Below are 14,620 nucleotides of genomic sequence, written 5' to 3'. Positions count from 1 at the left end.
ATAACAATGCAGCACCATTGAATTTTAGGCTAAATCCCTCGCCACTTATTGGTGATAGCCTGTTATGAGTATAGAACTAAAAATAGAGCTATATAATCAAGCACACTGAGAATATTTGATTATTAGTTTTAAACGAATACGGTTGCCATATGATTACCGTGTTCGCTTCACCCAAGTAAAAACCGCAATGATTGATCCCCTAGTGAACGAAAGAGACTGTGTCAGCAGACAAATTATGCCGAACTGAGAAAGGGATCGTGTAATAATGAAATAGACATAACTATCTCAATCAACTATAGCCGAGAATTGCTTTGAATTATTTAGCGCATCTGTACTTAGCACAGCCAACTGCAGACTCCCATTTTGGTAACCTACTAGGGGACTTTGGCGGTAATAGACGAGTAAAACCTTTACCAATAGCCGTGCAACGAGGCTTAGATAATCATTATCTGGTGGATAAATTTACCGATAGTCACCCTCTGGTTATAGAGGCAAAACAGTACTTTTCAACTAAGCGTAAACGATTTTCAAGTGTTGCTATTGATGTGCTGTTTGATCATTTTCTCATTCAGCATTGGCAAGATTTTCACCACGAGCCACTCATAGCGTTCAAAAAAAACAGTTATCAATTGTTGAATGAACGTATTGATGACATGCCTGATAGAATGCAATTGGTTGTCTCGAATATGACGACCAATGATTGGTTCAAGCAATATGAGACGCTCTCGGGCATAGGGTTCGCACTCGATAGAATTGCCCAGCGTATTCGCTTTACCAATAACTTTGCTGGCACGATAGAAGATATACAGCGCCACTATAGTGAGCTCGATGCGGTATTTTTAGCGTTTTTCCCACAACTAATTAACCATGTTAACCAATCAAAGCTTGAAGGTGGTCACTAGCGGTAACACCTCTACCGCTCTATCACTGATTACAGCTTCTCTATTTCTATTGGACTTGCTGTTTGGCTTGAAGCGCTCGCTTTAGCGTTGGACCTTCAGCCATTTAATAACTGACAAATAGGGGGCGTTTTGACAAGGAAATACTCCTTAGCAAACCTAATAACATCGTCCCAAACACAGTAATGATAGTTAAAGGCGATATGTTTGGTTGGAGCAGGTATAAGCCAAATATTGTGAAAATAAGGGCCGTAAGCAAGGGCAGCATGAGAAAATATTCCCAATAATAACGCTAGCACAAGACTCATACTGTGCCATAACTTGCCCTATTAAACCGTTTTGTTTGGTAAAGATATTCTTATAACGTAATGGAATAGTAATCGCTTTATGGGATTTTTAGTGCCAGCGCTAAGCGATGCTGAGCAAGCTGTTCACAATTAAGCGGAATGGGGGTGAAAGAAAACAGCTACACCTTTGGTCTATAGAGCACCATAACAAATACTGACTTGAAATGAGCATGAAGCAAACGTCCACCAACTTAACATTAGTCATCCTCGCAATATCAACCAGCTTGCTGGGCTTATCCATGGGCTTAATCGGCCATCATAAACACATTACATTAATCACTGACTTTTATTCGATAACACAACTTCTCCCCAATAATGTTTATAACATTGCTGCCTCTTTAGGCTTTGTGGCGTCGGCAGTACTGTCCTTAGCATCAATTAAGTACGCTCGGCTTCTCCCACTACTCGGGTACCTACTCATTGTAATTAGTGTGATTCCATTGGCATCATTACTCGGTGGTTCGATGTGGATTGATTCATTGGGCGGCTTTCCTGCGATTGGAGCTGGGCAAGGTGTGATTAAATATGCGGCGTTGATGAGTATTGGGTTGTTGTTTGTTTTGCCTAACCTATCGATAATCACTAAAAAATGGCTGTGTATTGCGCCGGTATTATTGGTGTTAGTGTGGATTGGTGGAATGAAATTCACCCTATTAGAAGCCAAAGGTATAGAAGACTTAGTACGAAGCTCACCGTTAATGGCTTGGATGTATAACCTGTGGGACTTGCAAAAAACATCAAACATTATTGGAGTTTATGATCTTATCGCGGTAGCGATCCTTATTGGATCTGTTTTCAACCCGCGGCTACTGATACCCGCAATAGCGATGTCTGGTGCTGTGTTTGTGGTGACACAATCATTCTTAATCACGTGGGACGGGGCAATATCTGCAACAACATTACTATCAACAGGCGGGCACTTTTTAATTAAAGATCTGTGGTTTATTGCGAATTTAATCTTGCTTTGGCAAGTCGCTCAGCAGGCAAAGTTGGCTCACTCTGATACTTTAATATATATAACTGAGTAATTTATGCGACTTTATTGTTATGTTGTTTTTCTTTTACAATCAGTTTTTTACCCCATAGTGCTGTACGAATTCTTTAGCAGATGACAGTGCTTGCAAAGGGGTATTATGGTGGTATTAGATACTTCATGAATAAAAAACCGCCTCAAGGGCGGCTTCTTATTATCATGGTTGGCAATGAGCTGCACTGGTCATGCTGTTGAAAATAACCACATCAGTGCTGACTTCATCGGCGGTTTCCATTGTACTAATTAGGCTTGGTAGACCCACTCTAAAAAGCACTTTGAATCGTTTACATTAGTAAACTGGATTAAGTTAGCACCATTTTGATCGGTAACAACAACATTATTTTTGTTAACCGAAATGGAAATAACAGGCGATTTAATTGAATAAACCTTACCTTGGTATGTATAAGACATAATAAAACTCTTTTAATTTGCGCTAAAACGCATTTCTAGTAAAAGCTATATTATTGTGTGAAAACTCTTGGATATTTGTATATATATCAACTAAAAGGGAGACCGTATCTCGATAACTCAGACAACAATGTAAGCTTAATAATTTGAGTGATGGCTGACTGTGAAAAGGAAAGACAAAACAAGGGTTATCAATGAGGATAACCAGTTAAATATACGAGAGGAGAATAATTAACCTGTGCACTATATAGTGAATTAATAGATAAGTACATTATTTAATACTTTTAATTTTGGAGTAATCACAGCCTGTCGTGTGTATCGAGTTAATAGCTCAGATGAAGATTAGAGTAGTTGTTGATTATTACTCACTGGTATTACAGCAAGAACAATTGATTTTGGTATAAAAGATAGAATCACTCTCAATAAGTACTTTTTTTGCTATTTAACAACGGCGGTGTAAAGTCTGGCGTGATTCTATTCTAGTGCTATATAGCCACTCAAAGGTGGCTATATAGGCGGTTATAACCGGGTTAGCGAACCACTTCTTGCTCTAAAAGCTAAACTCTACTCGAGGTTGTGCCTTGGCATCGCTATCGACTTTGGCGACACACAATAGTAGCCTCGCCGATTCAATGTTGTATTGCTCGATTAACACCTTCTTGAGCGTGTCACCACGTTGTTTGCTTAACGCTTTGAGTGCGTTTATTTGCTCGGCTTTTGATAACGCTTGTTGCGGCGCTGTTACCTCTTGCATACTGGCGACCGGGCACATTTTAACTTGCTGTTCAGGCTTATCGGTTAATAGCGCGCCAAGCTGGGTAACAAAGGGTTGTTGAGCTTCGGATACAGCGACTTGACCAGCGTCATACACAAGGTCGTTCATTTCAAGACGCAGTAAATATTCTCCGGCAATACTCGCCACGGTAATAATATTGGCATAAGGGACAAAGGTATTAATTAAATAGGTTTTTGCCTGCGACATAATCGCTTTTTGTGCCACCAGTGTAACGACACTACTTACACCAAATGATGGGTCGTTAATATCACCTGATAGCGGGACATTTAAAGACACATTCCCTTGGTCATCTTTGAGCATGCTAAGCGCAGAGTTTAAGCCAAACGCGCCGCCGTCTGTAGCTGATAATTCGGTGGTGTCATTGCCACTGACCAGTTCAAAACCACGTAGGTCGATGGTTGTTTCTCCGTCGAGTTGGTTGTCTTTAACGATGAGGGTGACTTTATTATCGAGCTGACCACTTAAGAAATCAAAGCCAAGCACTGTACGTAAATAAGCGGATAACGGTGGTAAAGAAAACTCTGACATCGTTAAATCTAATGACATATTCATTTTATCGGCGAAAGGGGCTATCTCGCCTTTAACTGTGGTTAAGGCGTGGTCGTCAAATGCCAGTGCCGCGTTAAAGGGAATCATACTCGCAATGTCACGGTTATCAACGGTTTCAATTTGCATGGTCTTTAGTGTGATAAGTTGTTCGAAAACAGGATTGACACTCTGATCTTTAAACTTAATCTGACTCGGCTTGAGTAATTCCAACTTGTTGAGACTAAAGGTGATAGCTGGTTGTTGTGCCGTTGTCGAATCGGCTTGAGGCGACTCAATCTGCGCGACCTCAATCTCTGCGGCTGGTTCCGATACTGCCTCGTCTGATGTTGTCTCGTTGTTTTGCTTAGGTAAAACGAGGTTTTCGAGCTCTTTCTGAGCGGTTAAGATCACGTTGCTGCTAAATTTATCTAACGCAATCGTATCAATAGCGAGGTGGTTATCTTGCCATGAAATGTCGTTAATGATTAACGCATCGTTTTGATAGACAGCATCGGTATCCGCTGATGGTTGTGAGAATAGGGTGTCGGCGAGGACAATACGATTAATGTGTGCTTTAGCATTAAATTGGCTATCAACATCGAAAGTTGCAGTAGGGATTTCAAAACGGGCTAAAGATGCCAATGTTTTTCCTTGTGTGGTCACGTCAAGGTTATCAACTGCCAGAGTAGCTACGCCAGTCGCATTATTTAGAGTTTGATCAATACCATCAATAGATAGTTGGTTAAGTTCAAATGTAATGGTTTGATTGGTTAATGCGAGTTCAGGTTGAGTCAGTTTAATATCGTGTAAGGCCAAGCGTAGCTTGGGTTGATTAATACGCCATTGCTGCTTATCCAGAGTGATATGCTGATTAACGGTAAGATCAACTAACATCGCTAGTTCATTAATTTGGTTATCAGCAAGAGGCATCAGATATTGCCATTCTTGAAGTGCGAACTGTGAAATTTCGAGCTGGTTATCGAGGGTCGCTGAGGCTAATTTTAGTGAGGCTAAACTCGCTTCTACTTTTGAATCTAGGCTAAGTGCTGCATCATTTAGCGAGGCATTTAGACTGAGGTTGGCATTCACGTTGGTAAGTGTTGCATTGACGTTGTTAAGTGACAAGTTGTTCAGTGCGATACGATGGGGGTGGCCCATATCATTTATACTCAGCACCACATCGTCAATCGCTAGTGCTGGCAAGTTAAACTGCCATCCCGTTATCAAGGCCGTTGGGTCACTATCATTACTCGTCTGAGTTTGGGGGGCTGTGGCTGTCTTTGGCCTGTCTGATAAATTGACTCCAGCAATCACCAGCTGGGTTTCATCGCGTTGTGCGTTGAGATGTAAGGTGCTGATTTCAGCTTTTTCGATAAGCAGCACCTTGGAAAAAAACGCTAGCCAGCTAAGATCAAGCTCAGCATATTTTAATGAGAGTTGAGTTTTTTTCTGCTGATCAAGCAATGCTAAATCATGGATTTGAACTTGTAGAGTGAATGGGTTGAAACTCAGGTTTGTTGTTTCATCAAGTTTTAAGCCTAGCGGCTCAAGTTGCTTATTTGTCTGCCAAGGCAGCACTACAAAACTAGCGCCCCAAAGGATAAGTAATAATAGAGTAATGATACTTAGGGTATAGAAAAAGATGTTTCGTAATCGTAATAAAACAGACATGACGGGCCGCAGGTAGTTTAGTTTCAATAATTTGGGGATATTTTAGACAAAATAATGTGGATTAAACAGCATTAAATACACTGTGTATCGATATACGTGAGTTAGGGGTTGGTTTGCCTTGATATTGTAGGCCTTGAGTAAGGGAAGTTGGGACCACACGACGAGAGAAAATTGTCATTTTGTCGAATACTAAAAGAGTTTAAACGACAGTTAGCTTGTGTTTAGTAACTGGGGAGAGGGCTGTCCCCTGTTACTAAGCATTGGTTTTTCGTGCAACCATCACATAGCGTGCGATTGCTAATGATTAAAGGGAGTGACACCGACGACCTGCAATAACTCATCAGGTTGATACGATCGAAAAAGATCATCTATTAATTGGCGAACGCGACATTTCAATTAGCAAAAGTTACCGCAAAGGTGTCTTGCAGCTTGTTGATAATAAAAGATAAGGGAAATGGTGAGGCCGAATGCGGCCCCTCAATTGCACATCATTGAGCATGGTGAAGCAGGGGACAGTGCCCCTGCACAATATTAGAGAGAGTTCACTTTTATCGGTGAGTGCCTTTGAATGTAGGTTGTTAAAACGTCCGCATCAATGAGCTTAGTCTCTTGATAACCCTTTTTATTTAATAGTATTGGGTAGCCGTCGCCCCCTGACGCATTGTAGCTGTTGATACTCATACGATAAGTCGCCTCTGGGTTGAAAGGTTGGCCATTAATTTTAATGTTGCCCACTTTGCCATTTACTCGGTCAAAGCTAATTCCTTCATATTGTAAGTAAGCACCGGCATCTACTGGAAATGCGGTGATCACATTTAAGTAGTGAACTAGCGCCGAGCCGCGCCATTGCATTAATGAGATTTTATTTTTAAATGGGTGAACTTTAAGAATGTCTTTAGCGCTTATTTCCCCGGCTGAAATACTGTGCCTGATACCGCCACCACTGATAAAGCCAAAGTCTGCATTAACCGCTTCTTTCTGTGCCTTAATAATTAACCGAGCTAACGGTGATTGTTTAAACCTGACTGTGTCACGTTTCCCATCTAGATAGGCATCGGTACTTCCCACCGTTTCTTTTAATTGGCCTTCTCCAATTGCTTGAAATGGGGTGAGTAGGTCAAGCATTTCTTGGTTGTGCTCAATATAATCGGCAATAAAGTTTCCTTGCTCATCTTTTAAGTTCACTGGAATTAACTCATAGCTAAGGAGTGACTTTTTGCCATCGGTAATTTTAAAAACAGCCCTACCCACATATTTTCCCCATTCATGAGCTTGCATGATCCAAGTGCCATTTTGCTGGTCGGGATGGCACGCTTTGCCGGGAGAAAAGTGAGGGTTATCGTTGCCTTGTTTATCGACACAAATTGGCTCTTGCGAGTGGCCGCCAATGATCATGTCTAATTGGCCTGCGGCAAGGTTTCTCGCTAAAGTAACGTCGCCGGGGGCATTGATGCCATATACCGCATTGTGGTAGTGACCCATGTGAGTGACCGCAATCGCAAGATCAATGTGATGCTGTGACTTGATTTCCGCCAGTACTCGTTGAGTGGCTTGCGTTGGGCTAATAAACTTTAATGCCTTGAGATATTCTGGGTTGGCAATTTTGGTGGTGTCGGTGGTTGTTAGACCTAAAACAGCGATATTCAACCCTTGCTGTTTAATGATGGTATAAGGCTGATAAGCATAACTATCGTCTGCTTTATTGAGAATGTTGGCTGATAAAACCGGAAATTGCGCCCACTCAATTTGTTTATCTAATACATGAAGCGGGTTATCAAATTCGTGATTGCCGATAGCCATGGCGTCATAGTTAAGCAATCTCATGCCTTTAAAGTCAGGCTCAGCGTATTGTAGATCCGACTCTGGAACGCCGGTATTAATATCGCCACCGGATAGTAGTAAAACGATGTGGTCTTTAGACTTCGCTTCTGCTCTGAGTCTATCTATCAAGGTTTTTCGTGCTGCCATACCGTATTCGCCATCTTTGTTGTGCCAAAAGCGGCCATGGTGATCATTGGTATGTAGCACAGTTACGTAATGAGTTTTTTGAGGTGCTTTAGCTTGATATGTTTGGCCACAGGCGGCAAGTAACACAATCAAGGGAATAAGTATAAAATTTCGCATAATAAAGTTAACGTTGTTATTGCATCGCGATTAGTTTAAAGCAAACTTAAAAAGATAGGGAATAAATCATTACATCTTATCTTGTGTACATCACATAATTGAATTTTAACGACGGCAAAGCTTTTGTTTGACGAAATTGGCTACGAAATAAAGAGTAGCTCAGCAGTTCACATTTTTAATGTTGTTAGACTTACAGTATTGATTTGCTTTACACCATTTAAGGGGATTAATCGTCACTTTCGAGTTGAAAAAGTGCATTCTTCTTGCCCATGCAATACAGGCTTTAGATTAAATGACGAGCTAAGGTAACTTGCTTCAATCAGGCATACTTTTTCAAACTTAGCGAAGAATCAATTACAGCATCTACCTGCGGGCCTCACTAGGAATATACTGCCGGCAGTTTGTGAAGATATCGCTATTAACAAGGCTCATGATGACGTTATTAAATAACCTGTGTATTTCAATATTTAGCAATGGGTTCTAACTTGCTAACCATGGCTAGCCATTTATAAGTGGTTACACGCTATAACGTGCTAAAAATAAATCAACGGATTGTTCTATGAGGTAAGCCTCTTGTGTTTTATTTGGTATATCAAACCCATACAGCCTTGGATAGAAAATATGTGATTTTAATTGATAAACCAATTGCTGTGCTGCGAGTTCAAAGTCAACAATTGTGAGCTTTTGTGCACTGCAGGCATTTTTTAGAAAGTCTTCCAAATAAACCATACAGCCAATTTTGTGAGTGCTAATTTGTTTTGCAAGGTCAGCTTGTTGCAACATTTGCATAAATGCTATTTTTGCCACCCGCAGAAAGTTATCAGATGCAAAGAGTTCAGCCTCTTGAACTGCAATGGCCATCAACTGTGTTTTGATTGGCAGGGTGTGGTCATATTCAATCAGCTGGGTGTTCGCTAGGTGCGTGAGCATGCGTTCAATAATGGCATGGAATAGTGCATCCTTGGTCGCAAAGTGATTATAGACGGTGCGTTTAGAAACTGCAGCTGTTTTGGCTATTTCATCCATACTGGTATGCATGACACCTTGCTCATAAAAGAGCTGCTCGGCAGCATCCAAAATATGAATCTTTTTCTTATCTGTTAATTTCATTATTTCCTCACCGTGTATGTTGACATTTTAGAGTGCTTTTAAAAAAAGTGCACTTAATAGTTTACTTTTATGAATGTTACTGAGAAACTACACTGTGTAGTTTACTTTTGGTGGCGTATGAAATTTTTTAAATGGTTCTTTTTGGTTTTAGTTTTTTTATTTATAGGAGCGTGTACGGTGAATAATATTTTAGCAACTCAAGGCACAGAGCAAATTCCAAGTCAAAGCGTTTACAAGGATGGGAAGTTTTATAATATTGAGCCGATGGCTCCTAATAGCTTATCAACATTCTTTGGTGTGCTCGTTAGATACTTCACCGAAACAAAAATTGATGCAGAACCTTTACAGGCTTTACCAATGAGACCTATCTCGCATGAGTTGTTGGCTGGGCTGAGCGATGATACTGTCCATGTTTTTAAGCTGGGCCATTCGTCCATATTACTCAAGGTGTATGGAGAGTATTGGTTGCTAGACCCTGTTTTTTCAGAGCGAGCATCGCCTTTTGCGTTTTTTGGTCCAAAGCGCTTCCAGCAAACCCCTATTGATATCGAACAACTACCGCAAATTGATAAGGTATTGATTTCTCATAATCACTACGATCATCTTGATCAAATGAGTGTGCAGAAGCTGGCGGATAAAACGTCTCAGTTTTTTGTACCTCTGGGTGTGGGTGGTGATTTAAATCGTTGGGGCGTAGAGAAGAATAAGATTAAGGAGTTTGACTGGTGGCAAGAGCAAGAGATCACTCATGGGTTTGTCGCATTCACTCCGACTAAACACTTCTCTGGGCGTGCACTTAATGATGGCAATAAAAGCCTATGGGGAGCTTGGGTTATCGATGTTGGTAAAGAAACGTTATATTTTAGTGGTGACTCGGGGTACTTTTCTGGTTTTAAAGAGGTCGGGGAGCGCTATGGCCCATTTGATATTACCTTTATTGAAGTAGGTGCTTATGACAGCCAATGGCCTGATGTTCATATGACCCCCGAACAAAGTGTACAAGCACACAGGGACTTAAAGGGAAGTGTCATGATGCCAATCCATAACGGTACATTTGATTTAGCGTTTCATGCTTGGTATGAGCCACTTGAGCGAGTAAAAGTAATCGCGGATAATCATAACGTCAAACTCCATACTCCTATAGTCGGGGAAGTAACAGCGTTAAATCAGTCGATAACATCCAGCCCTTGGTGGCGTGTGTTTATGCCAAAAAAATATGTAGCTTTGGCTAATTAAGACTATCAACCTTATGCGTTTTCAATGCGCTAATCTCTATTAAAAAGCTATAAGGGCCAGTGAAGAATTAGGCCCTGAACAGCTTGTCGCTCTAAGTTAAAACATTGCGATCTAGCATATTTATTGAGTCGTTGAAACTATGAGTTACCTCTTACTACGCAGTCGAGACAGCAATAGTAAAGCGAACAATGCATAACCAAAACTACCACCTGAAGACCCTGAATCTTTTGCTTTTGGACTCGGGGGGGTTGGGGATACTTCCGGTGTAGTCTCTTCAGAGAAGTTCGCAGTGACACTGGTTGCTGCTGATGAACTTACAACACAATCTTTATAGCTAATAGTTTCAATGTAGCCAAAGTCATTAGAGTTAAACTCACTAACTAGCGCGTCCAAATAGCCATCTTCATTAACGTCAATAAAGGCCGTTGCCGTCACACCTTCTTTGAAAGTCATGATATCAGTCTCGCCAGAGAAGGAGCCGCCTTCGTAGCCATAAGTGAGTTTAGCCACCGATGGTTCATAGTGTGTTGATAAAACGTCCATGTGCCCGTTGTTATCAATATCTGAGAATGCAGCGCCATAGGCCCCCCGACCGTTAGCAACTAATTCGCGAGTCACAGTGCTGTTATTTAAGCGGTAAACAGCAATATCGCCGTCTTCAATTTCTGCAGCAACGACATCAATGGAACCAAGGGATTGGTTTTTATGTACATCTAGTGTAATTGCCGCAGTATTTGATAGCACGGTGGATGCAGTAAAGTCATCATTACCGTTATTTAAGTACCAGCGAGTTTCCCCTTGCCTGATACTGTCAACTAGGGTTTGCAGGTTACCTGAGATATTAGCGCTAAATGACGATACAACTAAATCTGGTAATCCGTCTTCGTTTAGATCCTCTATTGCAATAGCGTAAACGGCAGCACCACCCAGCGAGATATCGTTTTGATGGCTAAAATCACCATTACCGTCGTTTAAGTAAACTTTAATTAGTTTTGAAGTATATTCTGCAACGAGTAAGTCTTGGTCTCCATCATTATCCCAGTCGAAAAAGTCCATCGCTGTTGGGTATCTTAGCCCTGACGCTAGAGATGTCGCATTGAAGCTCGCGTCTCCTTGGTTCTTTAGAATTTGAACCTGACCATTGAATAGAGAGATCGCAGCTAGGTCTAGTTTTCCGTCATTATCGATATCTGCCGCAGAGAGCGTTTTTGCTCCGCTAGGTGCCTTGTGAATAAGGTTAAAGTTTTGCTCAACAACAACCTGATTACCACTGTCACATTGTTGACCTGTCCAACCGAGAAATTTCCCAGAGTCTTGCACGGAAGGCACTAAAGTATTGACTTGATCATTATTATTAATCGTACAGCTTTCTTTACATTCAACACTGTTTTCAGCAACGTTAACTGTTCCTTTTCCAACGATTGTGAGGTCAATATCGACTGCGTTTGCTTGTGAATTGACTAAACAAGAAGAGACTAATAGTGCGGAAAATTTTAGTTTGTTTTTCATTTTTTATCCAAGTTATGCCTAAAAGGTAGTTTTTTGTAAATTAACTCAGACTCGCTTACAATGATGCAGCGCTAATGTATTGATTATGGTTTTATTTGTATAATTAAATCAGTATTTTATAGAAGGGATGTAAATTGAATAAATTTCGTGTTGGCAGCGTTGAAGTGCTACCACAGCACAATAAAATAATAACAAATAGCCAAGAAATTCGCCTTGAACCTAAAATTATGCAGGTGTTAGTACATCTCATTTTGCATAAAGGACAAGTGCTTAGTCGAGAGCAAATTATTCAATCATTATGGCCTGAGCAAGTGGTCGGTGATGAGGTTATCACACGGGCTGTTTTTGAGCTGAGAAAACACTTTGATGATGATCCTAAACAACCGCAATTCATCGAAACCATCCCACGCAAAGGCTATAGCTTTGTTCATGACTATGAGGTCATTGAGTTAATACCAAAAAAAGTCGCTAAAAGTGTGCTGTTACCCATCAGCTTAATGATCATTGTATGTGCTGTGGTTTGGTTCACTGCGAGCTTAATGTCATCGGCTGAAAATAAGGCACCGCAAGGTAATCAACACAACATCGAGACTCTCTTGTTGGAAGATTCAGCCGAACGTATCTTTGATAACCAGTTATCCCCCGATAAATCGCGCGTTATTTATGTTCGCCAGCAAAATGACTTTTGGTTATTAAAAACAATCGACCTAAACACGCTGCACAAGTCGGTCTTAGTTGAGTCAAAGCTACCGATAAGGTCACCGCAATGGCTATCTGAAACGAGCATTCTATATATTCGGTGTACTGATAAGCGTTGCGAAATCGTTGAAAAGAACTTAGCTGCGAATAAACAACAGGTACTTCACCGCACCCCAAAAAGGCTGATTCAAGTCGCTATTGATAAAATTAATCAAAGGCTTGTGATGGAATTTGCAACGAAGAAAGGGCGCTATCTGCAACTGTATAATTTAAAAACACAACAAGAACTTGAGATCATCGAGTTACCAGACCGTCGAGTGAGTAAACCAAGTTTTAGTAATGATGGACAATCTTTGTTTTTCATTTCTGCCAATAAAAATGAGAACCCTAAAATTTATCAGTGGCATCTAGCACAAAAGAAGCTACTCCATACGATCAGTGCATTTAATCGAATCTTCGGTTATGCCGAAATAGACAATCACCGAATACTTGTTGCGGGGAGGAAAGCCGGTGGTACAGGTATTTGGGCCGTGGATTTAATACAGCAAAGCACCAGGTTGTTATCATCATCAGCCATTGGAGAGTTTATTTTATCCGTGAATGCTCAAGGTGATGGCAACCGCTGGATTGCTAGTTCAGTAAAAAGAAATATTGACTCTTACTCTACTCATAAGATTGAACTACTTGCCAGAATGAACAGTAGCATGATCGATATGAATACAATTTGGGATAATGTTAATAATAGGCTGTTTTATGTGTCGAACCGCTCTGGTAGTTATGAGTTATGGCAAACCGACCAATTAGGTAGCCGCAAGTTAACAGCGTTAAATACAAATGTGATAAAGCGGCCGATTTTATCAAAAGACAGTAGCACGCTTGCGTTTGTGTCACCGCTTAAATCGAAGTCACAAATACATATAGTTGATTTGAACAATCAATTGCCGATTCAGTCTGTTGAGCTCCCCGGAGAAGTTCAATTATTGTCATGGTCGTCTGATAATCAGCATCTGTATTACAGTGCTTATGAACGCAAGAATTACCATATCTTTAAATACTCAATTGAGAAACAACTTAGCGAGCCTGTACTCGTTTCTGCGGGGTTTATGTTACATGAAGATAGTGAAACGGGTGACTTGTATTATATCGATACGCAGGAGAAGCGTTTAATGCGCAAAAGCGCTGGAGGGGAAATAGAGCAGCTATCTTCAACACTGAACAGTGCTCAGCGATTAAGCCCGCTTCAGGCGGTTGTTGATAACGGTGCGTTGTATTATATCGCAGCTAATGATGGTTTACCGGTGTTAACCAAATATGATATTGCAACGGCGAGTTATGAAACGTTAGAAACGCTTCCTGCTCGGGCCTTTGTGACGCAGATTGTAAAGTATAAAGGCAACTGGGTGGCCATCTACGATCGTGTTCATCCTGATAAGTCTCGGTTATATCAATCTACTATTGTTCAGTAGCAGAGCCTGCACCGAGCTATCTGTTAAATGACTTAGTGATTCAAATGGGTGAAAAGCTTAAAGCAGAGCAGTTCCCGATGGATATCAGGTTTAAGTTTAAAGGTGAGCAGGAGCAGCAAGAAGAAACTGGTGCATTTCTTGGGTCGGCGTTCTTTATTGCCATCTTCTTAATGGCGCTTATTTTGGTCACTCAATTTAATAGTTTTTACCAAGCGACGTTAGTATTATCTGCTATTTTATTCTCTACTGCTGGTGTGTTACTTGGCTTGCTCGTAACCGGACAAACCTTTGGTATAGTTATGGTGGGTGTCGGTATTATCGCGCTAGCGGGCATTGTGGTTAACAATAATATTGTCTTAATTGATAGCTATAATGACTTACGCCGTAAGGGACATTCGCCCTACAATGCTGCGCTCATCACGGGTAGCCTGCGTTTACGTCCGGTATTGCTAACGGCGGTGACGACCGTACTTGGTTTAATGCCGATGGTATTGGCGATGAATATCGATTTGCTTGGGCGTCATATCAGCTTTGGTGCACCGTCAACTCAGTGGTGGACTCAGCTATCTAGCGCCATTGCCGGTGGGCTAAGTTTTGCGACCTTATTAACGTTATTTTTAACCCCTTGTCTGTTAATTATCGGGGATAAGATCACCAAAGGACGTCATTATCGTCAGGTAGAGCCGATAACCCCCCACGGTATTGAAGGGGATGAAGCGTTAGTTAGCAAGTTGCGAACGGGTTCATAAACGGCAATATTTAAAGCGGCATTTATGCCGCTTTTTATTTTTTAT

The 14,620-nt window shown here is 41.1% G+C and carries 10 protein-coding genes; 5 read left to right on the top strand and 5 right to left on the bottom strand.

What is annotated here, in order from left to right; genetic code table 11:
• Positions 1-311 precede the first annotated feature (311 nt).
• Positions 312-902, top strand: coding sequence for an ACP phosphodiesterase (locus tag Q8W26_RS09490; RefSeq protein ID WP_101215473.1), 591 nt, complete (start codon positions 312-314; stop codon positions 900-902).
• A gap of 514 nt (positions 903-1,416) precedes the next feature.
• The gene (locus tag Q8W26_RS09485) at positions 1,417-2,274 is read left to right on the top strand and encodes a DUF417 family protein (RefSeq protein ID WP_101215471.1); all 858 of its coding nucleotides are present in this window, start codon (positions 1,417-1,419) and stop codon (positions 2,272-2,274) included.
• 248 nt (positions 2,275-2,522) lie between these two features.
• Here the strand turns inward: Q8W26_RS09485 and Q8W26_RS09480 are convergent, their stop codons facing one another.
• The 4 genes from Q8W26_RS09480 to Q8W26_RS09465 form a co-directional block, all read right to left on the bottom strand.
• Positions 2,523-2,690, bottom strand: a complete 168-nt coding sequence (locus Q8W26_RS09480; protein ID WP_305473191.1) for a hypothetical protein — start codon at positions 2,688-2,690, stop codon at positions 2,523-2,525.
• 547 nt (positions 2,691-3,237) lie between these two features.
• Complete coding sequence (locus tag Q8W26_RS09475; protein WP_305473189.1) at positions 3,238-5,682, bottom strand: DUF748 domain-containing protein; 2,445 nt, start codon at positions 5,680-5,682, stop codon at positions 3,238-3,240.
• 531 nt (positions 5,683-6,213) lie between these two features.
• Positions 6,214-7,806 (bottom strand): bifunctional UDP-sugar hydrolase/5'-nucleotidase UshA, encoded by a 1,593-nt coding sequence (gene ushA, locus Q8W26_RS09470; RefSeq protein ID WP_101215469.1) that lies wholly within the window; start codon positions 7,804-7,806, stop codon positions 6,214-6,216.
• A gap of 516 nt (positions 7,807-8,322) precedes the next feature.
• Positions 8,323-8,916 (bottom strand): TetR/AcrR family transcriptional regulator, encoded by a 594-nt coding sequence (locus Q8W26_RS09465; protein ID WP_101215468.1) that lies wholly within the window; start codon positions 8,914-8,916, stop codon positions 8,323-8,325.
• Positions 8,917-9,033: 117 nt separating this feature from the next.
• Here Q8W26_RS09465 and Q8W26_RS09460 point away from each other — a divergent pair, with 117 nt between their 5' ends.
• Positions 9,034-10,152 carry an MBL fold metallo-hydrolase gene (locus Q8W26_RS09460; protein ID WP_101215467.1) on the top strand — a complete coding sequence of 373 codons (1,119 nt, stop codon included), beginning with the start codon at positions 9,034-9,036 and terminating at the stop codon, positions 10,150-10,152.
• Positions 10,153-10,296: 144 nt separating this feature from the next.
• On the opposite strand, the gene Q8W26_RS09455 is transcribed toward Q8W26_RS09460, so the two are convergent.
• Entirely contained in the window at positions 10,297-11,661 is a 1,365-nt protein-coding gene (locus Q8W26_RS09455) for a VCBS repeat-containing protein (protein WP_101215466.1), read from the bottom strand.
• A gap of 134 nt (positions 11,662-11,795) precedes the next feature.
• Here Q8W26_RS09455 and Q8W26_RS09450 point away from each other — a divergent pair, with 134 nt between their 5' ends.
• Positions 11,796-13,826 carry a winged helix-turn-helix domain-containing protein gene (locus Q8W26_RS09450; protein WP_101215465.1) on the top strand — a complete coding sequence of 677 codons (2,031 nt, stop codon included), beginning with the start codon at positions 11,796-11,798 and terminating at the stop codon, positions 13,824-13,826.
• Complete coding sequence (locus Q8W26_RS09445; protein WP_305473223.1) at positions 13,802-14,575, top strand: efflux RND transporter permease subunit; 774 nt, start codon at positions 13,802-13,804, stop codon at positions 14,573-14,575. Before Q8W26_RS09450 ends, Q8W26_RS09445 begins: the two co-directional genes overlap by 25 nt.
• Positions 14,576-14,620 lie beyond the last annotated feature (45 nt).

It is taken from the genome of Psychrobium sp. 1_MG-2023 (assembly GCF_030689115.1).
Lineage (GTDB): Bacteria > Pseudomonadota > Gammaproteobacteria > Enterobacterales > Psychrobiaceae > Psychrobium.
Note: the sequence above shows the minus strand (reverse complement) of the source record. Positions and strands in the feature narration are given on the sequence as shown.